Source organism: Actinoplanes sp. NPDC048988 (assembly GCF_043197815.1).
Taxonomy (GTDB): domain Bacteria; phylum Actinomycetota; class Actinomycetes; order Mycobacteriales; family Micromonosporaceae; genus Actinoplanes.
The window spans coordinates 52,327-79,070 of the sequence record NZ_JBICTW010000005.1; the positions used below are offsets into that span (position 1 = coordinate 52,327).

The window sequence follows — 26,744 nt, forward strand, 5'->3', positions numbered from 1 at the left end:
GAGAACAGAAGTGTCCGACATCGTTCTGGAGCCGGCCGCCCAGGCGTTCGGCGAGGCGGCCGCCCAGCCGCCGTTCGTCTACCAGCTCACCCCGGTCGAAGCCCGCAAGGGTCTCGACAACGTGCAGGCCGGGCTGACCGACCTGCCCCCGGTCGACGACAAGTGGATCACCGTGCCGGCCGAGGCCGGCGACGTCCGGGTCCGCATCGTCAAGCCGGTCGGCGCCACCGGCCCCCTGCCGGCCGTGCTCTACATCCACGGCGGCGGCTGGGTTCTCGGCAACAACGGCACCCACGACCGCCTGGTCCGCCAGCTCACCATCGGCACCGGCTTCGCGTTCGTCTTCGTCGAGTACACGCCGTCCCCGGACGCGCACTACCCGGTCGCGATCGAGCAGGCGTACGCCACCGCGCGGTGGATCGTCAAAGAGGGCGCCGCCGAGGGCCTGGACGCGTCACGCCTGGCCGTGGCCGGCGACTCGGTCGGCGGGAACATGACCGCCGCCGTCAGCATCCTGGCCAAGCAGCGCGGCGACGTCTCCTTCCGGCACGTCTCGATGTACTACCCGGTCACCGACGCCCGGATGAACACCGGGAGCTACAAGCAGTTCGCCCACGGCCCGCACCTGACCGCGGCCGCCATGGCGTGGTTCTGGGACCAGTACGCCCCCGACGAGTCGGTCCGCTCCGAGATCACCGCGTCGCCCAATCAGGCGTCGCTGGAGGACCTCAAGGGCCTGCCGCCGACGTTCCTGCTCGTCGACGAGGCCGACGTGCTGCGCGACGAGGGCGAGGCGTACGCGGCCAAGCTGCGGGCGGCCGGCGTGCCGATCACGACCGTCCGCTACGACGGCACCATCCACGACTTCATGATGCTCAACCCGCTCAAGGACACCCGCGCCTCGCGAGCCGCCACCGCCCAGGCCATCGCGGCCATCACAGTCGGCCTGGCCTGAAGGAGAAGAAGATGAAGCCCACAGTCGTTCTCGTCCACGGCGCCTTCGCCGACTCGACCGCGTGGAACCCGGTCATCTCCGAGCTGGCCAAGCAGGGCATCGACGCCATCGCCGTGGCCAACCCGCTGCGCAGCCTCGCCGGTGACGCCCAGTACGTCCGCGACGTCGTCAACGGCGTCGGCGGCCCGGTCGTGCTCGTCGGCCACTCGTACGGCGGCCTGGTCATCACCGAGGCCGCGACCGGTCTCGACCCGGTGCGGGCGCTGGTCTACGTGGCCGCGTTCGTGCCCGACCGTGGCGAGTCCGCGTTCTCGCTGGCCGGCCGCCTGCCCGGCAGCACCCTCGGCGAGGCGCTGGTGACCTTCCCCCTGTCCGGCGGCGGCACCGAGTTGAAGATCGACCCGGCCAAGTTCCCGTCGCAGTTCGGGGCGGATCTCGAACTGGAGGACGCGATCCTGCTCGGCCGCACCCAGCGCTCGGTGACCCAGAAGGCCCTCACCGACGAGCTGGTCACCGACAAACCGGCCTGGAAGACCCTGCCCACGTGGGAGGTCTACGGCGACGCCGACCGCAACATCCCGGCCGAGCTGTTCCGCTGGCAGGTCCAGCGGTCGTCGCCGCAGGGCGTCCGCGAGGTGCCCGGGGCGTCGCACGCCATCGCCACCTCCCGGCCCGACGAGGTCACGGCGGCGATCCTCGAAGCGGTCGCCTTCATCAGCTGAGCCGCGGCTGCCCGCCGGCAACGGCGCCGGCGGGCACCGCTCATTCCGCGAGGAGACTTCGATGCCTGGGTTCGACGGGTACGAGCTGGAGCAGATCACGGTCGGCGACCAGACGCTCCGGGTTCGCAGGGGTGGTTCCGGGCCGCCGCTGCTGTTGCTGCACGGCTACCCGGAGACCCACCTGTGCTGGTCGGCCGTGGCCGGGGAACTGGCCCGCGATTTCACCGTCGTGGCGCCGGATCTGCGCGGCTATGGCGGAAGCTCCAAGCCGGTGCCCGACGCGGAACATCACGCCTACAGCAAGCGGGCGATGGCCTCGGACGTGCTCGGGCTCATGGCCGAGCTCGGGTACGACCGGTTCGACGTGGCCGGGCACGACCGCGGCGGCCGGGTCGGTTACCGGCTCGCCCTGGACCGTCCCCCGGCCGTACGGCGGCTCACCGTCCTCGACGTCGTGCCGACCGGCGAGGTGTGGGCGCGCGCGGACGACCGCTTCGCCCTGGCCTACTGGCACTGGGCGATGCTGGCGCAGCCGTACCCGGTACCGGAGATCCTGATCGTCCACGACCCGGACTGGTTCTTCTTCGACATCCAGTTCGGCGGCGCGCTGCGCGAGCGCGACGAGTACACCTTGGCCGAGTACTCGAACTTCGTGCACGACCCCGGCGTCGTCCGGGCGATCTGCGAGGACTACCGGGCCGGCGCCACCACCGACCGCGCCGCCGACGACGAGGACCGGGCGAACGGGCGCCGGATCGCCTGCCCCGTCCAGGTTCTGTGGAGCGCCGGCGGCCCGGTCGGCACCTGGTACGACCCCCTCGAGGTCTGGCGCGGCTGGGCCGGCGACGTCACCGGCGAGGGCCTGGCCGGTGGCCACTTCCTGCCGGAGGAGAACCCGGCCGCCGTCCTCGAGAAGCTGCGCCGATTCCACGCGGCCGGGTGAGCCGTGGACGCCGACGCCCGCATGACGGCCCTGCACGCCGCGCACTCCCGCGACGTCTACCACTTCATCCTCAACCTGACGCGCGGCGCGCGGCAGACCTCCGAGGACCTCACCCAGGAGACGATGGTGCGGGCCTGGCGGCACGTCGACGGACTGCCGCCCAGCTCGGAGGAGGAGCGCCGCTGGCTGTTCACGGTGGCGCGCCGGCTGGTCATCGACTCGGTGCGCTCGCGGCGCCACCGCCCGGTCGAGGTCGGCGTGGCCGACCTGACGTGGGCCGCGACCGGGTCGGACGAGACCGGTGACACCGCGCTGGCCTCGGGCACGATGCTCTCGGCGTTCGCGAATCTCACTGCGGCCCACCGGAATCTGCTCGCCGACGTCTATCTGCGCGGCGAGCCGGTCGAACGGATCGCCGACCGGCTCGGCGTGCCGGTCGGAACGGTGAAATCGCGCACCCACTACGCCCGCAAGGCCCTGCTGGCCGCGCTGGCGTAATGGGTGCGGCCCGGCTACTTCAGGCCGAAGGCCCGGATCACGGTCTGGGTGACCGCGGAGCGGGTGGCCCTGTCCTCGGCGGTGGCCCGCACACTGACGTACTCGGCCGACCTCGGGGCGTCGAGCTTGCCGCGCGGGGTGCGCCAGGTGCGGCCGTCGTCGTACGACACCTCGACCTTGACCGCCGTGCGCAGCGCGGTGCCGTCGAGACGGCTGGCGGTCACGCCGAGCGTGGCCTTCCGGGACGCCCGGCCGGACAGGTCGGTCGCCACCGCGTAGTCGAGCTGAACGAGGTCGAGCGGCTCGCCGACGATGTCCTGGCTCAGATCGACGGCGGGCGCCACGAACGACCACGAGGTCGAGGTCTTCGTGCTGTACGGCGTGACCGTGCCGGCGTGGGCCGTCTCGGTGACCAGCCGCAGCGGGGTCGCCCCGGCACCGACCACGACGTCGAAGAACGACCCGTCGACCCGGGCCAGCTCGGTACCGCCCTGGTACAGCGCGGTGCTCTGGGTCAGGCCCTCCTCCATGCTGCCCTGGTGGTGCGGATCGCCGTCACCGAACGGGGCGAGACCGAAGAACGCGACGGCCTCACCGATCCGGGCCGGGCCGCCCCGCTCGAACAGGCGGGGCCGCGCGACCGGGGCGAACCAGCTCGTCCGGCTGGTCCGGCCGACCGGATAGGTGTGCCCGTCGGAGACCTGGTAGACGGGGTGGACACCGGCCTGCTCCATCCAGGAGCCGGCCGAGACCCAGTCGGTGCGCCGGCCCTGGGCGGGAACGGTCAGCGCCGGGCCGTACAGGTAGGCGTCCAGATCGGCGTTCAGGTCACCGCGGGCCATCAGGCCGGTACCGGCGGTGCGGTGACGGAAATCCTGCTCGACCCGGGCCAGGTCGCGCGCCTTCGGCGCCCAGGTGAGGCTGGCCGGCACGGCGCCGGAGAACCACTTGCTCAGGTCGTAGACGTAGTGCGGCGCGGGGTGCGACTCCACGCTCACGTCGGCCCGGCCGAGGCGGGCGATCAGCCGCTCGCCCTCGTCGCGGGCGATGGCGGCCACGGGCAGCGGGGTGACCGGGTCGTCCACCTCCCACCAGGCGTCCAGCCGGCCCTGACCGGAGTTGACGATGACCAGCAGGGTGGCGCCGGCCTTCGCCGCGGCCGCGGCCTGGGCGACAGCCGTGTCGACGTCGACGAAACGTACGACAGCGACCTTGCCCTTCGCCGCCGCGAAGGAACCGCCCGGCTTGACCAGGACGGCCTGGCCGCGCCGGACGCCGTCGGGCAGCTTGGCCGAACCCGACTGCCACAGCAGGTCGTCGAAGACCTGGCCGCCCACGGTCAGCGCGAGCGGAGGCTGGACGGCGCTCCAGCGGGTGCCGAAGGTGAAGGCGCCCTGGGTGACCTTCTTACCGGTCGGCGTGGCCCAGATGCTGTCGTACTTGGGGCCGACCACGTAGTCGTCGCCGAACGGGTGCTTGCCGGGGTAGGAGCGGAACACGTCGGCCCGCAGCTGGGCCATGCTCGTGCGCTCCGGGGTGGTCACCTTGGCCGGGACCAGCTTCGTGCCGTCGAGCGTCACCTTCCGGTCGGCGGTGAGCACCACCTCCGGCGCGGCCAGCACGGCCATGCCCAGCGAGTGCGGCCCGCGGATGCCCGGCACGTCGGCGTACTGCCACATCGCCCACGTGCTGACCGGCAGGCGCAGCGTCAGCGTGCCGGACGCCTCCATCTGGTAGGCGCGGGGCGCGGTGTCGTGCTTGACGTCCTTGACGATGAGCACGCCGGGCAGCGGCTTGCCGTCGGGGCCTTTGGTGTTCACGGTCAGGTTCGCGCGCTCGCCCTCGCGGTTGAGGCCCACCGTCGTCCGCAAGGTCTGCTCGGCGCTTGTCGCCGTCACCGAGCCGATGGCGTACGTGTCGTCGGGCATCGGGTCGAGCGGGGCGACCACTTCGGCCGTCGCCGTGCCGTGGGCGGGAACCGTGACCTGGTCGCGCGGCAGGGTGAAAGCCTCGCTGGTCGACGCCAAATCGAGGGTGACGGCCTTGTCACCGGCGTTGGTGTAGGTGATGGTCCGGGTGTCCCGCTGCCCGGGCGAGTACGGGAACTTCAGGTCGTGGAACGTCGTGCCGGTGGCGAAGAGCGTGCCCTTGACCGCCGCGGCGGCGTCGAGGCGGCCGGTGCCACCGAACTCCACAGGGGACCACGGGGTCGCCTTGGACGTGCTCATCAGCGCGTCCTTCAACCGCGTCCCGGTCCAGTCCGGGTGCGCGGCGGCCAGCAGCGCGGCCGCGCCGGCCACGTGCGGGGTGGCCATCGAGGTGCCGCTCATCGTCTGGTACGAGCCCTCGCCCTCCGGGGCGTACTGCGAGCGGGCGGCCAGGATGTCCACGCCGGGCGCGGTCAGGTCCGGCTTCGGGGCGTTGTCCTCGACCCGCGGGCCGCGGCTGGAGAAGACGGCCAGCCGGTCCCGGCTGTCGGAAGCGCCCACGGTGAGCGCGGAGTCGGCCGCGCCGGGGGCGCTGACCGTCTGCGCGTCCGGGCCGCTGTTGCCGGCCGCGATGACGAACAGGGCGCCGGTCTCGGCGCTGAGCCGGTCGACCGCCTCGCTGAGCGGGTCGGTGCCGTCGCTCGGGCCGCCGCCCAGGCTCATGCTGACCACCTTGGCCTTGGCCGTGCGGGTGGCCCACTCCATGCCGCCGATGATCCAGGAGTCCTGGCCCTCGCCGGCGTCGTTGAGCACCTTGCCCACGTGCAACTCGGCGCCGGGGGCGACGCCGCGCTCCGTGCCGTCCGAGGCGGCGCCGGTGCCGGCGATCGTGGAGGCCACGTGTGTGCCGTGCCCGTGCCGGTCGGTGACCTCCTCGCCGGGCACGAAGCTGGCCGTCTCGGCGATCCGCCCGGCCAGGTCGGGGTGCCCGGTGTCGACCCCGGTGTCGAGGACGGCCACGGCGACGCCCTGCCCGGTGTCGCCGCCGGCCCACACCTGGGGGGCGCCGATCTTCGCGGTGCTCTCGGCCAGGTCGGCGTGGGCCTTCCCGTCGAGCCAGACGCGGGAGATGCCGCCCTTCATCGAGGTGCCCTTGCGGGCCACCAGGGAGCCGAAGAAGTCACCGGTGGTGTCGTGGTCGACGGTCAGCGCGGCGCCGCCGATGCTGGCCAGGGTCCGGACCGCGGTGACACCGGCCGCTTGCTTGCCGGCCGGAGCGACCCCGCCGGCGTACTGCACGATCACGGGCGTCGCGCCGGTGCGGGCGTCGTCGTAGCCGTCGGCGATGAGCTTGGTGACGTTGAACAGGTCCTCGTCGAGCAGGCCCGAGGTCACGTACGGCATGGCGGCGTCGGGGTAGGCGTACGTGTCGCCCTTGAAGGTGCTGATCCGGACGCCGCCGGAGGCCCGGGCGACGCCGACGGCCGTGCCGGTCACGGTGATCCGGTCGCCGGTGATGAGGGTGACGGTCCGGGCCTGGCCGTCAGGCGCGGCGACGGGCGCCGGCGCGGGTTGACCGGCCGGCGCCGTCGCCAGGGCGGCGGTCGTGACGACCGCCAGGACTGAGTGGAACAAGACGCAACTCCTGTGGATCGAGGGGTTGCGGTGAAGCATGTGGATATTTGGTTACGTCGTTGTGAAAAACAGACTGGCCATAAAGCGACATGGCGCCGATGCGCCAGCCTTAAGGTTTCAGCCAGCCGAGGTACAGGCCCTTGCCGACGGCCGCGGTCCCGCCGATGAAGCGGTCCTGGGCCAGGGCCAGGAAATCGGCCACCTCGTCCGGGTGCGAGAGCACGTTGTCGACGGCCAGCACCCCGCCCGGCCGGAGCACCCGGGCCGGATGGGGCCACCAGGACGCGTACTCGGACCGCTCGGCATCGAGGAAGAGCAGGTCGATCTCGCCGCTGTCGCGGTGCGCGAGGTAGGCGCCGCCGTCGGCCACGACCCGCTCGACGCCCTGGCCCGACAGGTTCTCCTCGACGCCCGGCCACTGTTCGACGTCGACGGTGGTGACGTGCCCGCCGGTGTCCCGGGCGGCCGCGGCCAGCCAGAGCGCCGACCAGCCGTTCGAGGTGCCGATCTCGACGATGTCCCGCGCCTTGGCGATGCGCACCACGGTGGCCAGCAGCTCGGCCGTGGCCGGCTCGAGGTTGCGCAGGCGCCGCCGCCGGTCCGGCTCGGCCGCGTCGTGATCGAGGCCCGACTGATAAAGCTTTCCCAGGAACGGATTCACGGCGATACCGTACCTGTGTGGACGGTGCGGCGATCGCGGACCTGTTCGGGCTGGGCCGCTTCCGCGGGCTGTCCGGCGGGCCGGTCGCGCGGGGCCGGCAGGGCGAGGTGTGGCGGCTCGACACCTCGGACGGGCGGTGGGCGGTCAAGGTGCCGTTCGAGGCGGCTTCCGTGGCCGGGGCGGCCTTCCAGGAGAAGGCGTGCGCGGCCGGAGTCCGGGCGCCGGCCGTCCGGCGCACGGTCGACGGCGCCGTCTCCGGCGAGGACCAGATCCGGGTGTACGAGTGGGTCGAGCTCGGCGCGCCCGATCCCCTGGCGGACCCGGAGCTGGTCGGGGCGACGGTGGCCGCCATCCACCGGGTCTTCGTGCCCGCCGAAGGGCCCGCCGGGGAATGGCACACGGCGCCGGTCGGCGCGGCCCGGTGGGACGAGCTGATCGAGGAGCTACGGGACGCTCCGTTCGGCGGCCGGCTGGCCGCGCTGCGCGACGAGTTGGTGGCGCTGGAGGGGTGGCTCACTCCGCCCGCGGCCGCGCAGACGTGCCATCGCGACCTGTGGGCCGACAATGTGCTGCCCACGCCGGACGGCGGACTGTGCGTCATCGACTGGGAGAACAGCGGGCCGGCCGATCCCGCCCAGGAGCTCGCCTGCGTGCTGTACGAGTTCGCCCGCACCGACCCGGGCCGCGCCCGCGCCCTGACGTCGGCCTACGCGGCCGCCGGCGGCCCGGCCCGGCTGACCCGGACCGGCGACTTCTCGATGCTGATCGCGCAGCTCGGCCACATCGCGGCGCTGGCCGGCGAGCGATGGCTGCGGGGCGACGCGCGGCCGGACGCGGCGGCCTGGATCGGCGAGGTGCTGGACGACTTCCACTCCCGGGAACGGCTTCAGCGGCTCCTCGGCGCGATCCGGCCCCACGGTTTGTAGACCGACAGGACGGTGGCGAGGCTCAGCGCGGTCAGCGACACGATCGGCGGGAAGACCAGGCTGCCCGGGTCGAGTTCGATCCTGCTGTCCTTCGGCCTCGCCGTCCACGCCGTGGGCCACCGGCTCGTCCTCCGCCAGGCCCTGCCCTGGGCCGTCGCGGCGCTGGCCATCGTGCTGGTCCACACGTTCACCGGCCCACCCGGCCTGGTCGGCCTGGTACCCGGGACGGCCTGCGTGATCGTGCCGTTCACCCTGGGCGCGGCCCGCCGCCTGGTGGTGGAGGCTCAGTCCCGCGAGCGCGCCGCAACGGAGCGGCGGACAGCCGACGCCGAACGCCTGCGCCTGTCCCAGGAGGTCCACGACGTGGTCGGCCACGGCCTGGCCGCCATCCAGATGCATCGCCCTCCGCCTGCGCGACACCCGCCCCGCCCTGGCCCACGAGGCCCTGACCGCGATCAGCGCGGCGGCGTGCGTGGCGCTGGAAGAACTGCGCGCCACCCTGGCCGGCGTGACCCCTTCCCCCGGATTGGCCGGCGCCGAGGCGCTGTGCGACCGCCTGCGCGCGGCCGGGGTGTCGGTGACGCTGGCCGTGGAGGGCTCGCCGTCCACGCCACCCCGCCCGCCACCTCCACCCCGCCCGCCACCGCCACCTGGCCCTCCACCTTCACCGTCCACGCCGTCCTGCCTCGCACCCTCGCCCCGCCGACCCACCCCACCGCCAACCCCGCCGGCGCTGGTCGCGCCGCGGCCGCGTTCGCGTCGGGAGGCGCCGTGATCTCCGTGCTGATCGCCGACGACCAGGATCTGGTGCGGATGGGCTTGCGGGTGCTCTTCAGGAACGAGGACGGCTTCGCGGTGGCCGCGGAGGCGGCCGACGGGCTGGCCGCGGTCGACCAGGCCCGGCGCACCCGGCCGGACGACGGCGGCGACGGCAAAGCCGGTCACGATGGTGAGCTCGGCCATGAATGACTTGGTTCGAGCCGGCTGTCCGGACCGCCGAAGGTGATATGGCGGACGACGTTCAGCATTCGCGTGAGAGTGGGCGCTACACGGAGGGCCGGCCGGTATCTCGTTGCGGTGGCGGCCTTCTTCGGCCGCCCTGGTGGAGCCGGGGAACGCGACGGCGGTGCCCGCGATGGCTGAGCAGTTCAGAACGGCGGTGGACGCGATGGGTGGGCAGTTCAGAACGGCGGTGGACGCGATGGGTGAGCAGCTCGGGCGGCTATCGCGCCGGCATCGGCAGCGGGGCGCGGGTGGTTCGGTGGTGGAGTGGGTGAGCGGGCCGCGCGTGGCTCGAACCGGCGGGGGTCAGGAGAGGTGGATCGGGTTTACCAGGTCGGCCGTGACTGTCAGCAGCATGACGGCGCCGCCTATCAGGAGGGCGGCCAGGGTTATCGGGAACAGCCTCGTGTAGTCGACCGGGCCGGCGGCTGCTCGGCCCCGGCGGCGGCGGATGGTGTCGCGGGCTCGTTCGTACCAGACGATGGCCAGGTGGCCGCCGTCCAGTGGGAGCAGCGGCAGCAGGTTGAAGACGGCCATGAAGAGGTTGAGGCTGGCCAGTAGTAAGAGGAAGACCTCCCACAAGCCGCGCTCCACCGCCTCGCCGCCCAGGCGGCTGGCGCCGACCATGCTGATCGGGGTGTCGGGGTGCCGTTCGCCGCCGGTGATGGCTTCGAGCACCGAGGGGAGGCGTTGCGGGAAGGCGGCCAGCTGGGTGGCCGTGTTCGCGACCATGTCGCCGGTGAAGGACATGGTGGCGCCGGTCGCGGCCAGTGGGTCGTAGCGCAGGTAGGCCGGCGGCTGCTGGGCGGTGGCGCCCATCATGCCGATCTCGCCGTCGGGGCTTGCGACCCGGGCCACGTCGACCGTGAGGGTCAGCGTCTCGGCGCCCCGCCGGACGGTGAGCGGGGTCGGGCCGGCGGCGGCCCGGACGGCGATGAGGACGTCGTTCCACTGGGGGGTCGGTTTGCCGGCGACGGCCTCGATCCGGTCGCCGGGGCGCAGGCCGGCCTCGGCGGCGGGACAGGTCACGGTGGCGGGGCAGGTCACGGTGGCGGTGGCAGTGGCGGTGGCGGTGGCGGGGCAGGTCGCGGTGGTGGGGACGCACGTGGTCGAGGCGACGATCGGGTCGTCGGACGGGTGGAGGTTGGGCAGGCCGCTGGTGATGGCCATGGTGTAGAGGACGACCAGGGCGATCAGCAGGTGCACGACCGAACCCGAGGCCATCACGACCGTACGTTTCCAGGCCGGGAAGCGCCACATCGCGCGCGGGCGTTCCTCGGGGGTCAGCTCGTCGAGGGCGGTCAGGCCCGCGATGTCGCAGAAGCCGCCGATGGGTAGGGCCTTCACGCCGTACTCGATCTCGCCTCTTTTGACGGAGAAGAGGGTGGGGCCCCGGCCGACGAAGAAGCGGCGCACCCTCATGCCGAACGCGCGCGCCGTGACCATGTGGCCCACCTCGTGCAGGGCGACCGAGAGGGTCAGGGCGAGCAGGAACAGCGCCACTCCGACGAGGTAAGCCGTCACGCGCCGCATCCTACGCGGCCGGGGCCTACCTAAAAGGACGAATATGGGCCGAGGCGCGCCCGAAAGGGGGGCGGGGCGCGCCTCGGCGAGAGGAAAGCTCAGCCGGCCGGGCGGGCGGTGCTGCCCCGCACGACCAGGCGTGGGGTCTCGGTGCGGACGCTCACCCGCGACGACGCGTCGGCGATGGCCTCCAGCAGGGTCGTGGCGACCTGGGCGCCCAGGGCGTGCGTGTCGCGGGACAGGCAGGTCAGGGCCGGGTGGACGATGCGGGTCAGCACCGAGTCGTCGAAGGACACGATCGACAGCTGGCGGGGCACCTCGATGCCCATCTCCAGGGCCACGCCGAGGCCGGCCGCCGCCATCAGGTCGCTGTCGTAGACGATCGCCGTGGGGCGGTCGGCCCGGGACAGCAGGGCCCGGGTGGCCGCCGCGCCCTGGGCGTCGCTGAAGTCGGTCGGCACCGACTCTCCCGCGTGCAGGCCCCGCTCGGACACCTGCGCGCGCAGCGCCGCCGCGCGCCGGGCCGTGTGCTGGTAGACCGGCGGGCCGGCCACGTGGGCTATCCGCCGGTGGTCGAGGGCGGCCAGGTAGTCGACGATCGTGGTCATCGCCTCGGCGTCGTCGGCCCACACGCTCGGCAGCTGGTCGGGTTCGCCGGGCAGGCCCAGGGTGACGGCGGGCAGGCCCAGCTCACGCACGACCGCGATGCGCGGGTCGTCGAGTTGGAGGTCGACCAGGACCAGGCCGTCGACGCGATGTTCGGAGGCCCAGTGCCGGTACAGGTCGATCTCGGCCGCCGTGTCGCGGACGAGTTGCATCTGCACGGCCGACGAGTGGGCCGAGAGCACGTCCTGCATGCCGTACAGGATCTGGGTGTAGAACTGTTCGGACCCCAGCGTGCGCGGGTCGCGGGCGAGGACCAGGCCGACGACGCCGGCCTGGGCGCCGCCGAGCGCGCGGGCGGCCCGGTGGGGCCGCCAGTTCATCTCGCGGGCCACCTCGAGGATGCGCGCGCGGGTCTGCTCGCTGACACCCGGCCGTCCGTTGAGCGCGAACGAGACGGCGCCCGGCGAGACGCCCACGCGCTTGGCGATGTCGGCGATGGTCGGCCTGTTACCCACGTCGCGCACGCTACCGCAGCTATAGCGGTTTAGCCAGCAGCGGGTGTAGAAAACAAAAAGAACATGAAGCGTTGACTATAGCGCTTTAGTTACTCACGATGATGTTTCGCCGACGTTTCCTGGTCGACGCCGACCTAAGGCTCAGGAGCTTCACCACCATGCGAATCACGAAAGCAGCCGTCGCCACCGTGGCGGCTCTGTCCCTCGGACTGACCGCCGCCTGCGGTGGCGGCGACGGCGACAGCGCCAAGAGCGACGAGATCACCGGCAGCATCACGCTGCAGACCTGGGCCCTGACGCCCAAGTTCACCGACTACCTCAACGGGGTCATCGCCGGCTTCCAGGCGAAGTACCCGGGCACCAGCGTCAAGCTGCTCGACCAGCCGGGCGACGGTTACTCGGAGAAGGTCCTCGCGCAGGCCTCCTCGAACACGCTGCCCGACGTGGTCAACCTGCCGCCGGACTTCGCGCTGCCGCTCGCGCGCCAGGACCTGCTGGTCGATGTCAGCAAGGACAACGACCTGTCCAAGACGTACGTGCAGGGCGCGGTCGACGCGTACAAGTTCAAGGGTGTCGACGGGGTCTACGGCTACCCCTGGTATCTCAACACCGACCTCGACTACTGGAACGCCAAGCAGTTCAAGGCGTGCGGCCTCGACGCCGACAAGCCCCCGGCCACCACGCAGGAGCTGTTCACCCAGGCCGCGACCATGAAGGCCAGGTGCCCGGACGACTACCTGATGAGCCGTAAGCCCGACGTGTCGGACTTCGTGCGCGCGGGCATCCCGATCGTCAGCGACGACGGCAAGAGCTTCGTCTTCAACACCGACCAGGCGGCCGCGCTGGTCGACCAGTACCGCGACGCGTACGCCAAGGGCTACATGCCGCCGAGCGTGCTCAACAGCGACTACCAGGGCAACTCGAAGCTGTTCACCCAGGGCAAGGTGGCCTGGACGACCGGCGGCGCCACCGGCCTGGCCGACTTCGAGAAGGACAACCCGAGCCTCAAGGGCCAGATCGCGGTCAGCAAGGCCCTGGACACCCCTCCGCTGTACGTGCAGGGCGTGAGCGTGTCGGCCAAGAGCAAGCACCCCGCGACGGCCAAGGCGTTCGCCGAGTGGATCACCAACGCCGACAACCAGAACAAGTTCGGCCACATCGTCAACGTCTTCCCGTCGACCATCGCGTCCGAGCAGGACAGCTACTTCGGCAAGGACGACGGCACCCCGGGCGGCAAGGCCCGCTCGCTCGCCTTCAGCGAGCTCAAGGACGCCAAGAACCTCATCCCGTACGAGGTCAACTCGGACATGCAGACCTTGCTCGACCAGCAGATCGCGCTCGCGGTCAAGGGCGACGAAACCAGCAAGAAGGCTCTCGACGACGCCGTGGCCCGGATGAACCAGCTGCTGGCCAAGCAGTGAGGACCGGTGGCGGCCGGTGGGTCCCCCCGATAGCGCCGGCCGCCACCCCCGAGGAGATCTTGTGAAGACACATCGCTGGTTCACGCCGTGGGTTCTCACCCTTCCGGCGCTGGCCTTTCTGCTGGTGTTCAGCGTCTGGCCCTCCATCAACACCCTGCGGCTCTCGTTCACCGACGCCAAGCCGCTGGGCGGTGACACCGACTTCGTCGGCGTCGGCAACTACACCGAGCTGCTGCACGACAGCCAGGTCTGGACCGCCCTGCTCAACAGCGCGATCTACATGGCCATCTGCCTGCCGCTGCTGACGATCCTGCCGCTGCTGCTGGCCGTGCTCGTCGAGCGCAAGCTGCCGTTCATCGCCTTCTTCCGCACCGCCTTCTACGTGCCGGTCATCGCCAGCGCGGTGGTGGTCGGCCTGATGTGGACCTGGTTGCTGGACGACCGCGGCCTGATCAACAACCTGGCCCGGTGGCTGCACATCATTCAGGGACCGGTGCCGTTTCTGACCGACCGCTGGCTGGTGCTGATCAGCGCGATCAGCCTGACCGTCTGGAAGGGCCTCGGCTACTACATGATCGTGTACCTGGCCGCGCTGGGTAACGTCCGCAAGGACCTGCACGAGGCGGCGGCCATCGACGGCGCCGGCCCGGTGCGCCGGTTCCTCACGGTCACGGTCCCGGGCGTACGGGGAACCATGTTTCTCGTCGCCGTTCTGACCAGCGTCGCCGCGCTGCGCGTCTTCTCCGAGCTCTACATCCTGACCGGCGGCAAGGGCGGTCCGGGTGGCAAGGACCAGTCCCTGGTCATGCTGATCCAGCAGTACGCGGGCGGGTTCTACGGCAACCTCGGGTACGCCTCCGCGCTGAGCGTGCTGCTGTTCGTCGTCACCGTGGTCCCGATGGTGGTCCTCGCGCGCCTCAACAACCGGAGTGACTCGTGAAGAAGATCGGCGAGCCCTCGACCGGCGAGAAGGTCCTGCGCTACGTCCTGCTCCTGTTCGTCCTGCTCATCACGGTCGGCCCGTTCCTGTGGCAGCTGTCCACCTCGCTCAAGGGCGCCGGCGAGGACATCTACACGCGGACGCCGAGCTTCATCCCGCACGAGCCGACGCTGAACAACTACAGCCAGGTGGCCGAGGCCATCCCGGTCTGGCGCTACATCGGCAACTCGTTGCTGGTGGCCGTGCTGACCGTGGGCGGCAACATCCTGTTCGCCACCGCCGCCGGCTACGCGATCGCCCGGCTGCGCTTCCGCGGCCGCAAGATCGTGCTGGGCCTGTTCCTGGCCACGCTCATCCTGCCCGGCGAGGTCACGATCATCTCGCAGTACGTGACGGTCCGTGACCTGGGCCTGGCCGACACGCTGATCGGCGTCGCCCTGCCGGGCATGGTGGCCGCGCTGAACGTGCTGCTGATGTTCAACGCGTTCCGCTCGCTGCCGCAGGAGATCGACGAGGCCGCCGTCATGGACGGCGCCACGGTCCCGCAGCGGCTGTTGAGGGTCTCGCTTCCGGCCGTACGGGGAACCCTCGCGGTCGTGGCCATCTTCGCGTTCATCCAGGCCTGGGACGACTTCCTGTGGCCGCTGATCGTGCTGACCTCACCCGAGAAGTACACGCTGACGGTGGGCCTGCAATACCTGTCCGGCACGTTCACCCAGGACCAGCGCCTGATCGCGGCCGGCACGATGATCGCCTTCATCCCGATCGCGATCCTGTTCAGCGCGTTGCAGCGCTACTTCTTCAAGGGCGTCGAGGAGGGCGGGGTGAAGGGCTGACCCCGTCCTTGTAAAACCGAGAGAAAGCGCACCATGAGATACGGCGTCAACTACACCCCCTCGGCCGGCTGGTTCCACTCCTGGCTGGACTTCGACCCACGCTCGACAAAGAAGGACCTCGAGGCGATCGCGGCGCTCGGCGTCGACCACATCCGGCTCATGCCGCTGTGGCCGCACGTGCAGCCCAACCGCGGCCTGATCCGCCCGCGCGCGCTGGCCGACGTGGTCACGGTCGTGGACCTGGCCGCCGAGTGCGGCCTGGACGTCAACGTCGACGGCCTGCAGGGCCACCTGTCCAGCTTCGACTTCGTGCCGGCGTGGCTGTCGAGCTGGCACCGCCGCAACATGTTCACCGATCCCGACGTGGTCACCTCGACCGCGCACTACCTGCGCCGGCTTACCGCCGCCGTGGCCGACCGGCCCAACCTGCTCGGGGTGACCGTCGGCAACGAGACCAATCAGTTCGCGGCCGCGCCGCACCCGTTCCCGCACCCGGTCACCGAGGAGGGCGCCGGGATCTGGCTGTCGCGGCTGACCGGGGCCATCCGGGACGAGGCCGGGCCGGGCACGGTGGTCACCCACGCCATGTACGACGCCGCCTGGTACGACGACACCCAGCCGTTCGGGCCGGCGCACGCCGTGGCCCACGGCGACGAGACGGTGGTGCACTCGTGGGTGTTCAACGGCGCCGCGCAGACCCACGGCGGGATGGGTGAGGGTTCCGTACGGCACGCCGAATATCTCTGCCGGCTCGCCGCCGCCTGGCACACCGACGCCGCCCGGCCGGTGTGGCTGCAGGAGGTCGGCGCGCCGACCAACGTGGTGGCCGAGGCCGACGCCCCGGACTTCCTCGAGGCCACCCTGCGGCACGTCGCGCGGATCCCGGAGCTGTCCGGCATCACCTGGTGGTGCTCGCACGACGTCTCGCGCGACCTGCTCGACTTCCCCGAGCTCGAGTACGACCTGGGCCTGATCACCAGCGACGGCCGCGTCAAGCCGACCGGTGAGCGTTTCGCCGCGACGATCGAACAGATTCGCAAGGAATCCCACACGGTGGAACAATCGATGGCGCTTGTGCTCGACGACACCGTTCCCGGATACCGTGCCGCCTCCGGGCCCACCCGCGAGTTCTACCGCTCGTGGCTGGACCTGGCGGGCGACGGCGCCGGCCCGCAGATCGTCCTCGCGTCCAAGGCCGGCGACGCCGAACTGCTCTCCGCCCGCGGCATCACCGAACTCCGCCGTCCACTCGAAAGGCCCTGACATGCACGACGACATCCCGCTCACCGTGGGACGCGCGACCCGCGTCCTGGCCGAGCGCATCCGGCCCGCCATCCACACCGGCAGCGTGCCGTTCGAGGTCGAGGTCCACGCCCTGCCCGGCGAGCCCATCCCGCCCGCCGAGGGCCTGGCCCTGTCGTACCAGCCCTACACCGTCGGCACGCCCTGGGGCCCGGCCTGGAACACCACCTGGTTCCGGCTGCGCGGCACCGTCCCGGCCGAGTGGCGCGGACGCCACGTCGAGGCCGTGGTCGACCTCGGCTTCGACATCAACATGCCCGGCTTCCAGTGCGAGGCGCTGGTCTACCGCCCCGACGGCAGCCCGGTGAAGTCGATCAACCCGCGTAACCAGTGGATCCCGGTCGGCGACGGCGAGACCGTCGAGCTCTACCTGGAGGCGGCGGCCAACCCGGTCCTGCTCGACTACCACCCCTTCCTGCCCACCCAGGAAGGCGACATCCAGACCTCCTCGCCGCGGCCGCTCTACACGACCCGGCGCATGGACCTGGCCCTGTTCGACGAGCAGACGTACGAGCTCGCCCTCGACGTCGAGGTCCTGCTCGAGCTTCAGGCATACCTGCCGGCGACCGCGCCGCGCCGGATGCGCATCCTCCAGGCCCTCGACAACGCCCTGGACGTGCTCGACCTGCAGGACATCTCCGGTACCGCGGCGGCCGCCCGCGCCGAGCTGGAAGAGGTCCTCTCCTCCCCGGCCGAGCGGAGCGCGCACCACCTGTCGGCGATCGGGCACGCGCACATCGACTCGGCCTGGCTGTGGCCGGTCCGCGAAACCATCCGCAAGGTGGCCCGGACCGCGGCCGGCATGACCGAGCTGATCGGTCTCGACCCCGATTTCAAGTACGGCATGTCCAGCGCCCAGCAGTACGCCTGGCTCAAGCAGCACCGCCCCGAGGTGTTCGAGCGGGTCGTCAAGGCCGTCGGGGAAGGACGGTTCATTCCGCTCGGCGGCATGTGGGTCGAGAGCGACACCGTCATGCCGACCGGTGAGGCGCTGGTCCGCCAGTTCACGTACGGGCAGCGGTTCTTCCGCGAGGAGTTCGGCGTCGAGTCGCAGGGCGTGTGGCTGCCGGACAGCTTCGGCTACTCCCCCGCGCTGCCGCAGCTGATCCGCCGGGCCGGCTTCCAGTGGTTCTTCACGCAGAAGATCTCCTGGAACCAGGTGAACAAGTTCCCCCACCACACCTTCCTGTGGGAGGGCATCGACGGCTCGCGGGTCTTCACCCACTTCCCGCCGATGGACACCTACAACTCTCAGCTGTCCGGCCTGGAGCTGTCCAAGGCCACCAACCAGTTCCGCGAGAGCCGGCTCGCGTCGCGGTCGCTGGCCCCCGTCGGCTGGGGCGACGGCGGCGGCGGCACGACCCGCGAGATGGCCGGCAAGGCGCGCCGGCTGCGCTCGCTGGAGGGCAGCGCCACCGTCGAGTGGGAGCACCCGAACGAGTTCTTCGACAAGGCGCGGGCCGAGCTGCCGAACCCCGCCGTGTGGGTGGGCGAGCTCTACCTGGAGCTGCACCGGGCCACGCTGACCAGCCAGCACAAGACCAAGCAGGGCAACCGGCGCAGCGAGCACCTGCTCATCGAGGCGGAGCTGTGGGCGGCGACCGCGGCCGTACGCGCGGGCGCGCCCTACCCGTACGAGAAGATCGACGCGCTGTGGCAGGAGGTACTGCTGCACCAGTTCCACGACATCCTGCCCGGGACGTCGATCGCCTGGGTGCACCGGGAGGCCGTGGCCACGTACGAGCGAATCCGGGTCGCCACCGAGGCGATCATCGCCGAGGCTCAGGCCGCGCTCGTCGGCGAGGGTTCGTCGGCGATCGTCCTGAACCCGGCGCCGTTCGCTCGCGACGGTGTTCCGGCTCTCTCGGCGGCTCCCGCGTCACCCGCTTCGGGCGAGGTTTCGATCGACGGCAACGTGCTGTCGAACGGCATCGTGTCGGTGACCGTCTCGGACGAGGGCCTGATCACCTCGGCGGTGGACCTGGCGACCGGGCGCGAGACGATCGCGGCCGGGCAGGAGGCCAACCTTCTGCAGCTGCACCAGGATTTTCCGAACCAGTGGGACGCCTGGGACGTGGACCGCTTCTACCGCAACAAGGTGACCGATCTGCGGTCGCTGTCGTCGCTGGAGTTCAGCCAGGACGCCAACGGCGCGCACGTCACCATCGTGCGGGAGTTCTCGAAGTCGACGGTGAAGCAGACGCTCACCCTGGCCCCGGGCAGCCGGACGCTGCGCATCGACCAGGAGGCCGACTGGCACGAGACCGAGAAGTTCCTGAAGGTCGCGTTCCCGTTCGCCATCCAGGCCGAGCACGTCGCCGCCGAGACCCAGTTCGGCTATCAGAAGCGGGTCACCCACACGAACACGAGCTGGGAGGCGGCCAAGTTCGAGGCCTCCATGCACCGCTACGTGCTCGTCGAGGAGCCCGGCTTCGGGGCCGCGCTGATCACCGACTCGACGTACGGATACGACCAGACGCGCGACTCCACCGAGGAGCACGGGGTCACCACGACGGTGCGGCTGTCGCTGCTGCGGGCGCCGCGCTTCCCCGACCCGGAGACCGACCAGGGCCCGCAGACCTGCGCGTACGGCCTGGTCATCGGGGCCGGCGTCGCCGAGGCGACCGAGGCCGGCATCGCGATGAACCTGCCCGCACGCGCGGTGACCGGCGCCCACGGCTTCGAGCCGCTGGTCTCGGCCGAGGGCGACGGCATCGTCATCTCGGGCGTGAAGCTGGCCGACGACCGCAGCGGCGACCTGATCGTCCGCCTCTACGAGTCCCGCGGCCGCCGGACCACCGGCACGCTGCACGTCCACGCCGACTTCACCGCGGCCCAGGAGGTCACGCTGCTGGAGCGCCCCCTCCAGGGTTCCGGGGACGCGCTGACGCTGACCCTCACCCCGTTCGAGGTGCGGACCATCCGCCTGTCCTTGTAGTCACACGCGGAAGTGGCCCACCAGCGTCTGCAGCCGGTGGGCCGTTTCGCTCAGTTCGGTGACGGCGTCGCGTGATTGCGCGACGCCGTCGTTCGTCACGCGGGAGGCGCCGGCCAGGCCGTCGATGTTGGCGGCGATGCCGCCGATGCCCTCGGCGGCCGCGGCCACGCCGCGGTTCATCTCCGAGGTGGTGGCCGTCTGTTCCTCGACGGCGCTGGCGATGGTCGTCTGGAAGTCGTTGATCTGGGTGATGACCGAGGTGATCTCGCTGATCGCCTCGACCGCGCCGGCCGTGTCGGTCTGGATCTGCTGCACCCGGGCGGAGATGTCCTCGGTGGCGCGGGCCGTCTCCTGAGCCAGTTCCTTGACCTCCCCGGCCACCACGGCGAAGCCCTTGCCGCTCTCGCCCGCGCGGGCCGCCTCGATCGTCGCGTTCAGCGCCAGCAGGTTCGTCTGCTCGGCGATCGAGGTGATCACCCGGATGACCGTGGCGATCTCGGCCGACGAGTCGCCGAGCTTGCCGACCTGTTCGGTCGTGCGTTCCGCGATCGACACCGCCTGCGAGGCGACCCGGGCCGCCTCGGCCGCGCTCTCCGCGATCTCGGTGATGGCCACGCCCATCTGTTCGGCGCCGGCCGCCACCGTCTGCACGTTGAGCGAGACGACCGAGGCCGTCTCGGCCACCAGTTCGCTCTGCCGGGCGGTCTCGGTGATGGCGCCGGTCATCGACTCCGAGGTCGACGACATCCGGGCCGACGCGCCGGACACCTCGCCGGCCGCGCCGGTCACCGCGCTCACCACCCCGCGCAGGTCGGCCAGGGCGGTGTCGAGGTCGTGGGCCATCAGGCCGACCTCGTCGCGGGTGGTCACGTCGGCCGTGACGGTCAGGTCGCCGCGGGCCAGGCCCTGCAACGCCCGGCGCACCCGGACCAGCGGCTTGGTGACCGAGATGACCACGATCCAGGCCAGCGCGATCACCACCAGCGAGGCCAGGCCGACCGCCACCCACATCACGTGGTTGCCGTCGGCGCGCTGGGCGGCCGACGACTTCTCGGCCGCGGACACGACCCGGGCGAACTCGTTGCGCGCGTTCTCCAGCACGGCCGACACGAGGTAGTTGTCGACGCCGATCTGGGCCCAGCCGAGCCGGGCCGTCTGCGGGTCGCTGCCGGCGCCGGCCACGTAGCGGGTGATGACGTCGATGTACTCGTCGTACACCGTGGTCAGCTTCGACACTGTCGCCGCCTGGCCGGCGGGCAGCTCGATCGCGGCCAGATCGGTCAGCAGGCCCTTGGTCCGGTCGATCTGATCGTCGAGCTCGCCGGCCTGGTCGGCCGGTTTCTCGCGCACGATCGCCTGCAGGCCGCTGGCCTTGAGCTCGCTGGCCATCCGGTCGAGCTGCAACACGTACGTGCCGGCCAGGTTGAGCCGCTGGAGGCGTTCGGCGGTGCGGTTGGCCTGCCACGACGACCAGGTGCTGACGCACAGGCAGGTGATCAGGCCCAGGAGGCTCACGACGACCAGGCCGGTCAACTTGACAGCTACGGGGCGGTCGAGGAACGCCGCGGCGAGCCTCGTCTGAAAACGGCTCACGCCAAGTCCGATTCCTTGTAGTAGCCGCCGTCGATCAGGACCGTTTTCAGGTTGGCCTTCTCGACGCTGACCGGTTGGAGCAGAAACGCCGGGACGACCTTAACCCCATTGGCGTACGTCTTGGTGTCGTTGATGTCGGGGGTCTCGCCGGTCAGCACCTTGTCGGTCATCTGCACGGTCACCTTCGCCAGCTCGCGGGTGTCCTTGTAGACCGTCTGGGTCTGCACGCCCTGCTTGACGAGCTTGACCGAGTCGAGTTCGGCGTCCTGCCCGGTGACGACGGGCACCTTCTTCTTGTATTTCTGCAACGTCTCGATGATGCCGCGGGAAATCCCGTCGTAGGGCGAGAGAACGGCGTCGAGGGTGACGTCGTTCGCCTTGATCAGCTTTTCCATCCGGGCCGCCGCGAGCTTGCCGTCCCACTGCGGCGTGGTCACCTGCGCGAACTGTTTCTGGCCGCTGGGCACGGTCAGATTCCCGTTCTTGAGGTACGGGTTCAGCACGCTCATCGCGCCGTTGAAGAAGAACCGGGCGTTGTTGTCGTCGGCCGAACCGGCGAACAGCTCGATCCGGTACGTGCGTTTCGCCTTGGCCAGACCGAGATGATTGACGATCGTACGGCCCTGCAGCACCCCGACTTTGAAATTGTCGAAACTGGCGTAGTAGTCGACGTTCGCCGACTCCCGGATCAGCCGGTCGTACGAGATCACCGGGATGTCCTTGTCGTGCGCGGCCGCCAGCTGCGATTTGAGCTGTGTGCCGTCGATCGAGCCGATGACCAGCGCGCGGTCCCCCGCGGCGATCATCGCGTCGAGCTGGTCCTGCTGCGTGCCGACGTTGTTGTCGGCGTACTGCAGATCGGCTTTGTAACCGAGCGCCTCGAACTGCTTGACCATGTTGTCGCCGTCGGCGATCCAGCGGGCGCTGTCCTTGGTCGGCAGGGCGATCCCGATGGTCCCCGGATCGGGCGCCGCCCCGGCGTCGATCTCGTCGCCGGCGCATGCGGAGACACCCGCCAGCAGAAAGGCGGCGATCAACGCCGCACCGCGCCTGAACATCCCGGCCTCCCGTTGTAGGGCTCGTTGCCCTGTTCGGCCGGTTCGCCTGATCGCTGAGCGTTAAGCGGCTTGTCGCTCCCAGACCACGTCGACGCCGGTCTCGCCGGGAGCCTCCGGCTCGCGGGCCACCCGCTCGACCTCGGTGAAGCCGGCCTTGGCGGCGACCGCCCCCGAAGCGCCGTTGGCGGCGTCGTGCAGGATGACCAGCCGATCGACGCCCGGGAGGGTGAGACCGACCTCGCTGAGGGCGCGCACCGCGGTGGTCATCAGGCCACGACCGGCGAAGCGCGTCCGCATCCAGTAGCCGATCTCCAGCTGGCCCGGTCCGCGCCGGGTCATCAAGCCGATCGAGCCCGCGAGTTCGCCGGCCGGGGTGAAGATGGCGTAGTTGAACTCGGTCGCCGTCTCCCATTTCTCGGCCGACCTCTTGATGAAGTCGCGGGAGGCGTCGTCGTCGTAGGCGCCCGACGCCCACGGCATGAAAGGCGCCAGTTCGGGCAGCGACTCGCGGACGGCGGCGGTGGCTTCCTCGGCGAACTCGGGCGCCCAGCGCCGGAGCACGATCTCGCCGGCGTCGATGGTCTCGGGTGGCAGCATGGCGGACAGCCTCCTCGCCCGTCTCCCGCTCCGGCAACCGGTTTTCACATCGCGCCACAGGAATGGCGCGTGTCCCCACTGCGCGGAACCTGTGAATGGTGACCCTTCATTTCCATCGTCCCTTTTACCGATGATTCCGGGAAGAATTCGTGTCCGCCGGGAAGCTCACTTCTCTGAAAATCCGGTTGACGCCCGACCGCCCCTTGGCGATGTTGTCCGGATGGACAGCGAGTCGATCAAGCGCTTCATGACCGATGGGTTCATCAAAATGGAGCAGGCGGTGCCGCCGGATGTCACCGCGGCGCTGGAAACCACGCGAGTCGCTCGGCTCCTTCCCCCTGCGGTTTCCGCACGATGAGGAGCCGGACGACGCCGGATGGCACATCGAGGGCAGCTACCAGCCACCCGGTGAATCCGGCAACTGGGTCAACGTGCACACCACCGGCCGGGCGCTGCTCATGCTCTTCCTTTTCACCGACGTCGGCGGAAACGACGCACCGACCCGGATCCGCGTGGGGTCTCACATGGACGTGCCGCCGGTCCTCGCCCCGTACGGCGAACGCGGCACCCCGATGATGACGGTAGCTTCCGAAGTGGCGGCGGCCTCGGAGCATCGGGCTGTCACTGTGGCCACCGGCCGCACCGGTGACGTCTTCCTGTGCCACCCGTTCCTCGTGCACGCCGCCCAGCCGCACCATGGCAAGCACCCTCGTTTCATGGCGCAGCCGCCGCTCGACCCGAGCGACGACCTCTGGCTCGGCCCCTACGTGCTGCGCGTGACCGACGCCGAGCCCTCGCCGATCGGCGCAACCATCCGGACCGCCCTGCACAGCAGTTGACCAGGCGACGGGATCAACGGCGACCCCCGCCGACCGGCAGTTCCTGACGGTCGGCGACGCTCGTCGCCGACCTGTGGGCCCGGCGCGCGGCGGGCCTCAGGCGGCGGGCCAGAGCCGCTTCGCGGTGCCCGTCCCCTCGTACACCTCAAGATCCGCTCCGAGCAGCCCGGCCTCACGGAGAGTGCCGATGACCCGCTCCCGATCCCGCGGAGTCACCGGTCCGTAGAGGCGGACCTGAAGATGCGGCCCGGTACGGCGGCGCAGCACCCACAGCGCCGGCGCCGACCCGAGTTTCTCGGCCGCGACCAGCAGCGGCTCGGGCAGCGCCTCGGTGCCGTCACTCTCCACCCTGACCTGCTCGGTGGGCGCGGCGGACACGTTCAGATCGGCCGGGCTGAGACCGGCGCTCACGCTGAGTTCCACCATCTTGCGGTACGCGACGGAGGCGGTGGGCCGGCTCGCCGCATCACCCACCCAGCCCTGCGCAAAGATCAAGAACCGGGTCGTGGACTGCGACATCACGCCCACCCGGCGGTAGTCGCCGCTCTCGATCGTCCGGCCCCACAGGTCGGCCTGCCGGTCGAACTGGCCGGCCGCGGCCGTCCCGTCGTACCAGCGCCCGTCATGCTCGTTCGCACCGCGAAGCACGGAGAGCTTGAGCGACACCCCGTGAACGTCCGAAGGTTCGGCCAGCACCGCCCGGACCCGCTTGACGGTCTCGGCGACCTGACCGTCGGCCGGCTTCACGGTCACCTCCGCGTTCACCTCGACCCCGTCGTCACCGGTCTTGGTCTCGACGGCGGAACGCTGAACGCCGGGCACCGACTTCATCGCGGCGAAGATCTCCGACCGTACGGCCGCCTCCTTCTCCCCGTCGGTCTGACAACCGGTCAGAGCCGCCAGCAGGACCAGCAGGACCACCGCACGTCGCACCACGCGGCCCACCGTATCGACCGGGGGCGAACGCCAGGGAGACGGTGCCGGTCCGCCTCCCTGGCCGCTGTGGTTCTAATACCACTGCTGATTCGCGCCGCCCCAGCAGTCCCAGGTCACGACCTTGGCACCGTTGTTGGCGTTGAACGCGTAGATCTCCAGGCACTTGTGGTTCATCACGCTGCGGATCTGTTTGCCGTCGCGGTACCACTTCTGGTTGGCGCCGCCCCAGCAGTCCCAGAGCACCACCTTCGCGCCGTTGTCACCGTTGAATCCGTAGATCTCCAGGCATTTGTTGTTCATCGCGTTACGAATGTATTGCCCGTCCCAGTACCACCCCTGGTTCGCGCCGCCCCAGCATTGCCAGGTGACCACGTCGGCGCCGTTGGCATTGTTGAAGTTGTACAGTTCCAGACATTTGTGGTTGAGCTCGCTGCGGAACGTGATGGTGGCGGCCTGAGCCGCTGTGGCCGGCGCGATCACGAGGACGGCGGCCGAGACCACCACGGCGAGACGGCGCAGAATGGAATGAGTTTTCATGGCGTTTTCCCGATCTCGAAAGGACAGGTTTTCGCCGCGGCTTCGTTCTTCCCGGGATTGCGAATTCAACATATTCCCAGCGCGCCGCCGAATCCGGCGAACGGCCCCGATGTCGGATGGCGGACAGGCCACCTCCGGGGCGGTCAGGAAGGGAGGCCGTCCTCCGGCCGCCCGAAGAGAAAGCCCTGCCCGTGGTCACAGCCGGCCTCGCGCAGAACCCGCTCCTGCTCGGCCGTCTCGATGCCCTCGGCGGTGACAGTCACGCCGAGCGCGTGACACAGCCCGACGACGCCGCGCAAAACCTCCGCGGTCCCGGAACGGGGGACGGCGAGGAATTCGGCGGCCAGCTTCACCTCGGCGAACGGGAGGGTGACAAGCTCGGCCAGGCTGGCGTAGCCGGTGCCGAAGTCATCCAGGGCGAGCCGCAGCCCGAGGCCGGCGAGCCGGTCCAGGACCGCCCGGTGCTCGATGACGGCGGCCGTCTCGGTGATCTCCAGTTGCAGGCGGCCGGCGGGCAGACCGGTGCGGTGCAGGACATCGGCGACGGTGGCGACCAGACCCGGCGCGGCCAGCTGAACCGGCGACACGTTCACGCTGATCCGCAGGCCCTCCCGGGCGGCGCCGGCCCGGCAGGCCCGCTCGAGCAGGTGGCGGCCGAGCTCGTGGATGACGCCCGTCCGCTCGGCCATCGGGATGAACTGCCGGGGTTCGAGCCGGTGCCAGCGGGCCAGGGCCTCGACCCCGATCACGGCCCGGTCGGCGAGCCGCACCAGCGGCTGATACCGCAGGGTGAACTCCCCCGCCGCGAGCGCCGCCGGAATCGTGGCGGCCACCCGGTGCCGCCGCCGGTCGTCCTCGGCCCGCCCCGCTTCGAAGACACCAGGACGGGCGTTGTCCTGGGTGGCCCAGCGCAGCGCCAGGCGGGCGTCGTGGAGCCAGCCGTCGGGGTCGGTGCCGGCGGCCGCGCGTTCCACCACGCCCGCGGTCACCGCCACCTCGTGCGCGAGCAGCCGCGACACCCGGTCGGCGACCTTCAGGACGTCGTCCACCCCGCCCGTGCCGACGAGCAGAATCGCGAACTGGTCGTCGGCCAGATGGGCGAGAAAGCCGAGTGGGCGCAGCCGCCGGGCCACCTCGGCCAGCAGCAGAACGCCGTTCTCGTGCCCCAGGGTGTCGGTCACCTCGTCGTACCGGTCAAGGCTCACCAGGCACAAACCCAGCCGTTCACCGCCCCGGCCGGCGATCGTCTCGGCCAGATGTTTGCGCAGGTACTGCTCGTTGGGCAGTCCGGTGTCGGGCCGGTGCAGCAGGGCCTGCTGCAGACGCCGCTGCAGATCGGCCTGCACGCCCCGCCAGTGAATCTTCTCGGCCCGGTTCATCTCCTCCGCCGCCCGCAGCGCGGCATCACGCTGGGCCGCCACGAACCCGGTGCTCAGCGTCCCCAACAGCGCCATGATCCGCTGCCGCGTCTCATCCCCGGCCGGCCCGCCCATCGCGGCCGTTCGCTGCCGACTCTCATCGCCGGCCGGGCCGCCCCTCGCGGCCGTTCGCTGCCGGGTCTCATCGCCGGCCGGCCCGCCCATCGCGGCCGGCAGGCGGCCGGCGAACAACGTCACCGTCGTTCCCAGCACCGGCGGCGCGGACATGCGCAGGTCGACCAGTTCGGCGCCGATACGGGCGCCGCGGGACGGGTCGAACGGTTCCGCCCGCACGGCCGCGACGAACTCCTCCAGCAGGTCCCGCAGGGCGGCGCGGGCCCGGGACCGTACACCGGGAACGAAGCCGGCCGCGACGACCCCGCGCAACCAATCGTCAGTGATCCCCGCCAGGGG

Annotated in this window: 22 protein-coding genes; 12 read left to right on the plus strand and 10 right to left on the minus strand. The window is 70.9% G+C overall.

All coding sequences use genetic code 11. From position 1 onward, the window contains the following. Positions 1-10 precede the first annotated feature (10 nt). From ACGFJ7_RS18115 to ACGFJ7_RS18130, 4 genes are all read left to right on the plus strand, one after another. Positions 11-955 (plus strand): alpha/beta hydrolase, encoded by a 945-nt coding sequence (locus ACGFJ7_RS18115; protein ID WP_360250183.1) that lies wholly within the window; start codon positions 11-13, stop codon positions 953-955. 11 nt (positions 956-966) lie between these two features. Next, positions 967-1,677: an alpha/beta hydrolase gene (locus ACGFJ7_RS18120; protein ID WP_360250186.1), complete on the plus strand. Its 711-nt coding sequence runs from the start codon at positions 967-969 to the stop codon at positions 1,675-1,677. A gap of 61 nt (positions 1,678-1,738) precedes the next feature. Then, the gene (locus tag ACGFJ7_RS18125) at positions 1,739-2,620 is read left to right on the plus strand and encodes an alpha/beta fold hydrolase (RefSeq protein ID WP_392642770.1); all 882 of its coding nucleotides are present in this window, start codon (positions 1,739-1,741) and stop codon (positions 2,618-2,620) included. Positions 2,621-2,623: 3 nt separating this feature from the next. Then, positions 2,624-3,118: a sigma-70 family RNA polymerase sigma factor gene (locus ACGFJ7_RS18130; RefSeq protein ID WP_360250192.1), complete on the plus strand. Its 495-nt coding sequence runs from the start codon at positions 2,624-2,626 to the stop codon at positions 3,116-3,118. Between the two features lie 14 nt (positions 3,119-3,132). Here the strand turns inward: ACGFJ7_RS18130 and ACGFJ7_RS18135 are convergent, their stop codons facing one another. Further along, positions 3,133-6,681, minus strand: a complete 3,549-nt coding sequence (locus ACGFJ7_RS18135) for a S8 family serine peptidase (RefSeq protein ID WP_392642771.1) — start codon at positions 6,679-6,681, stop codon at positions 3,133-3,135. Positions 6,682-6,790: 109 nt separating this feature from the next. Then, positions 6,791-7,342: a class I SAM-dependent methyltransferase gene (locus ACGFJ7_RS18140; RefSeq protein WP_360250197.1), complete on the minus strand. Its 552-nt coding sequence runs from the start codon at positions 7,340-7,342 to the stop codon at positions 6,791-6,793. A gap of 17 nt (positions 7,343-7,359) precedes the next feature. On the opposite strand from ACGFJ7_RS18140, the gene ACGFJ7_RS18145 reads away from it, so the two are divergent. Together ACGFJ7_RS18145 and ACGFJ7_RS18150 are read left to right on the plus strand one after the other, a co-directional pair. Next, on the plus strand, positions 7,360-8,268 hold the full coding sequence (locus ACGFJ7_RS18145; RefSeq protein ID WP_392642772.1) for a phosphotransferase enzyme family protein: 909 nt from the start codon (positions 7,360-7,362) through the stop codon (positions 8,266-8,268). Between the two features lie 12 nt (positions 8,269-8,280). Further along, a complete protein-coding gene (locus tag ACGFJ7_RS18150; protein ID WP_392642773.1) occupies positions 8,281-9,237 on the plus strand; it encodes a histidine kinase in 957 nt (318 codons plus the stop codon). 339 nt (positions 9,238-9,576) lie between these two features. On the opposite strand, the gene ACGFJ7_RS18155 is transcribed toward ACGFJ7_RS18150, so the two are convergent. Together ACGFJ7_RS18155 and ACGFJ7_RS18160 are read right to left on the minus strand one after the other, a co-directional pair. Then, entirely contained in the window at positions 9,577-10,794 is a 1,218-nt protein-coding gene (locus tag ACGFJ7_RS18155; protein WP_392642774.1) for a M50 family metallopeptidase, read from the minus strand. 98 nt (positions 10,795-10,892) lie between these two features. Beyond that, the gene (locus ACGFJ7_RS18160; protein ID WP_360250206.1) at positions 10,893-11,915 is read right to left on the minus strand and encodes a LacI family DNA-binding transcriptional regulator; all 1,023 of its coding nucleotides are present in this window, start codon (positions 11,913-11,915) and stop codon (positions 10,893-10,895) included. Between the two features lie 158 nt (positions 11,916-12,073). Here ACGFJ7_RS18160 and ACGFJ7_RS18165 point away from each other — a divergent pair, with 158 nt between their 5' ends. The 5 genes from ACGFJ7_RS18165 to ACGFJ7_RS18185 all read left to right on the plus strand — a co-directional run bounded on the left by ACGFJ7_RS18165 (position 12,074) and on the right by ACGFJ7_RS18185 (position 19,352). Next, entirely contained in the window at positions 12,074-13,336 is a 1,263-nt protein-coding gene (locus ACGFJ7_RS18165) for an extracellular solute-binding protein (RefSeq protein WP_360250209.1), read from the plus strand. 61 nt (positions 13,337-13,397) lie between these two features. Then, positions 13,398-14,276 carry a carbohydrate ABC transporter permease gene (locus ACGFJ7_RS18170; protein WP_392642775.1) on the plus strand — a complete coding sequence of 293 codons (879 nt, stop codon included), beginning with the start codon at positions 13,398-13,400 and terminating at the stop codon, positions 14,274-14,276. Further along, positions 14,273-15,112, plus strand: a complete 840-nt coding sequence (locus ACGFJ7_RS18175) for a carbohydrate ABC transporter permease (RefSeq protein WP_360250215.1) — start codon at positions 14,273-14,275, stop codon at positions 15,110-15,112. The genes ACGFJ7_RS18170 and ACGFJ7_RS18175 overlap by 4 nt, the downstream gene beginning before the upstream one ends. A 33-nt stretch (positions 15,113-15,145) precedes the next feature. Beyond that, on the plus strand, positions 15,146-16,375 hold the full coding sequence (locus ACGFJ7_RS18180; RefSeq protein ID WP_392642776.1) for a glycosyl hydrolase: 1,230 nt from the start codon (positions 15,146-15,148) through the stop codon (positions 16,373-16,375). Position 16,376: 1 nt separating this feature from the next. Then, entirely contained in the window at positions 16,377-19,352 is a 2,976-nt protein-coding gene (locus tag ACGFJ7_RS18185) for an alpha-mannosidase (protein WP_392642777.1), read from the plus strand. Here the strand turns inward: ACGFJ7_RS18185 and ACGFJ7_RS18190 are convergent, their stop codons facing one another. Genes ACGFJ7_RS18190 through ACGFJ7_RS18200 form a run of 3 tightly spaced genes read right to left on the minus strand, consistent with a single transcriptional unit; the run spans position 19,353 to position 22,600 of the window. Next, on the minus strand, positions 19,353-20,945 hold the full coding sequence (locus ACGFJ7_RS18190; RefSeq protein WP_392642778.1) for a methyl-accepting chemotaxis protein: 1,593 nt from the start codon (positions 20,943-20,945) through the stop codon (positions 19,353-19,355). Beyond that, a complete protein-coding gene (gene chvE, locus ACGFJ7_RS18195) occupies positions 20,942-22,003 on the minus strand; it encodes a multiple monosaccharide ABC transporter substrate-binding protein (protein ID WP_392642779.1) in 1,062 nt (353 codons plus the stop codon). Before chvE ends, ACGFJ7_RS18190 begins: the two co-directional genes overlap by 4 nt. Before the next feature lie 60 nt (positions 22,004-22,063). Continuing rightward, on the minus strand, positions 22,064-22,600 hold the full coding sequence (locus ACGFJ7_RS18200) for a GNAT family N-acetyltransferase (protein WP_360250230.1): 537 nt from the start codon (positions 22,598-22,600) through the stop codon (positions 22,064-22,066). Between the two features lie 290 nt (positions 22,601-22,890). Here ACGFJ7_RS18200 and ACGFJ7_RS18205 point away from each other — a divergent pair, with 290 nt between their 5' ends. After that, on the plus strand, positions 22,891-23,439 hold the full coding sequence (locus tag ACGFJ7_RS18205; protein ID WP_392642780.1) for a hypothetical protein: 549 nt from the start codon (positions 22,891-22,893) through the stop codon (positions 23,437-23,439). A gap of 96 nt (positions 23,440-23,535) precedes the next feature. On the opposite strand, the gene ACGFJ7_RS18210 is transcribed toward ACGFJ7_RS18205, so the two are convergent. The 3 genes from ACGFJ7_RS18210 to ACGFJ7_RS18220 all read right to left on the minus strand — a co-directional run bounded on the left by ACGFJ7_RS18210 (position 23,536) and on the right by ACGFJ7_RS18220 (position 26,717). After that, on the minus strand, positions 23,536-24,375 hold the full coding sequence (locus ACGFJ7_RS18210) for a hypothetical protein (RefSeq protein ID WP_392642781.1): 840 nt from the start codon (positions 24,373-24,375) through the stop codon (positions 23,536-23,538). A gap of 72 nt (positions 24,376-24,447) precedes the next feature. Next, the gene (locus tag ACGFJ7_RS18215; RefSeq protein ID WP_360250239.1) at positions 24,448-24,912 is read right to left on the minus strand and encodes an RICIN domain-containing protein; all 465 of its coding nucleotides are present in this window, start codon (positions 24,910-24,912) and stop codon (positions 24,448-24,450) included. 143 nt (positions 24,913-25,055) lie between these two features. After that, the gene (locus ACGFJ7_RS18220; protein ID WP_392642782.1) at positions 25,056-26,717 is read right to left on the minus strand and encodes a putative bifunctional diguanylate cyclase/phosphodiesterase; all 1,662 of its coding nucleotides are present in this window, start codon (positions 26,715-26,717) and stop codon (positions 25,056-25,058) included. Positions 26,718-26,744 lie beyond the last annotated feature (27 nt).

Bases quoted from the DNA above. Each gene is read 5' to 3' on its own strand.
- ACGFJ7_RS18120 (WP_360250186.1), top strand. From the start codon at position 967: ATGAAGCCCACAGTCGTTCTCGTCCACGGCGCCTTCGCCGACTCGACC.
- ACGFJ7_RS18125 (WP_392642770.1), top strand. From the start codon at position 1,739: ATGCCTGGGTTCGACGGGTACGAGCTGGAGCAGATCACGGTCGGCGAC.
- ACGFJ7_RS18165 (WP_360250209.1), top strand. From the start codon at position 12,074: ATGCGAATCACGAAAGCAGCCGTCGCCACCGTGGCGGCTCTGTCCCTC.
- ACGFJ7_RS18180 (WP_392642776.1), top strand. From the start codon at position 15,146: ATGAGATACGGCGTCAACTACACCCCCTCGGCCGGCTGGTTCCACTCC.
- ACGFJ7_RS18185 (WP_392642777.1), top strand. From the start codon at position 16,377: ATGCACGACGACATCCCGCTCACCGTGGGACGCGCGACCCGCGTCCTG.
- chvE (WP_392642779.1), bottom strand. From the start codon at position 22,003: ATGTTCAGGCGCGGTGCGGCGTTGATCGCCGCCTTTCTGCTGGCGGGT.
- ACGFJ7_RS18200 (WP_360250230.1), bottom strand. From the start codon at position 22,600: ATGCTGCCACCCGAGACCATCGACGCCGGCGAGATCGTGCTCCGGCGC.
- ACGFJ7_RS18205 (WP_392642780.1), top strand. From the start codon at position 22,891: ATGTCACCGCGGCGCTGGAAACCACGCGAGTCGCTCGGCTCCTTCCCC.
- ACGFJ7_RS18215 (WP_360250239.1), bottom strand. From the start codon at position 24,912: ATGAAAACTCATTCCATTCTGCGCCGTCTCGCCGTGGTGGTCTCGGCC.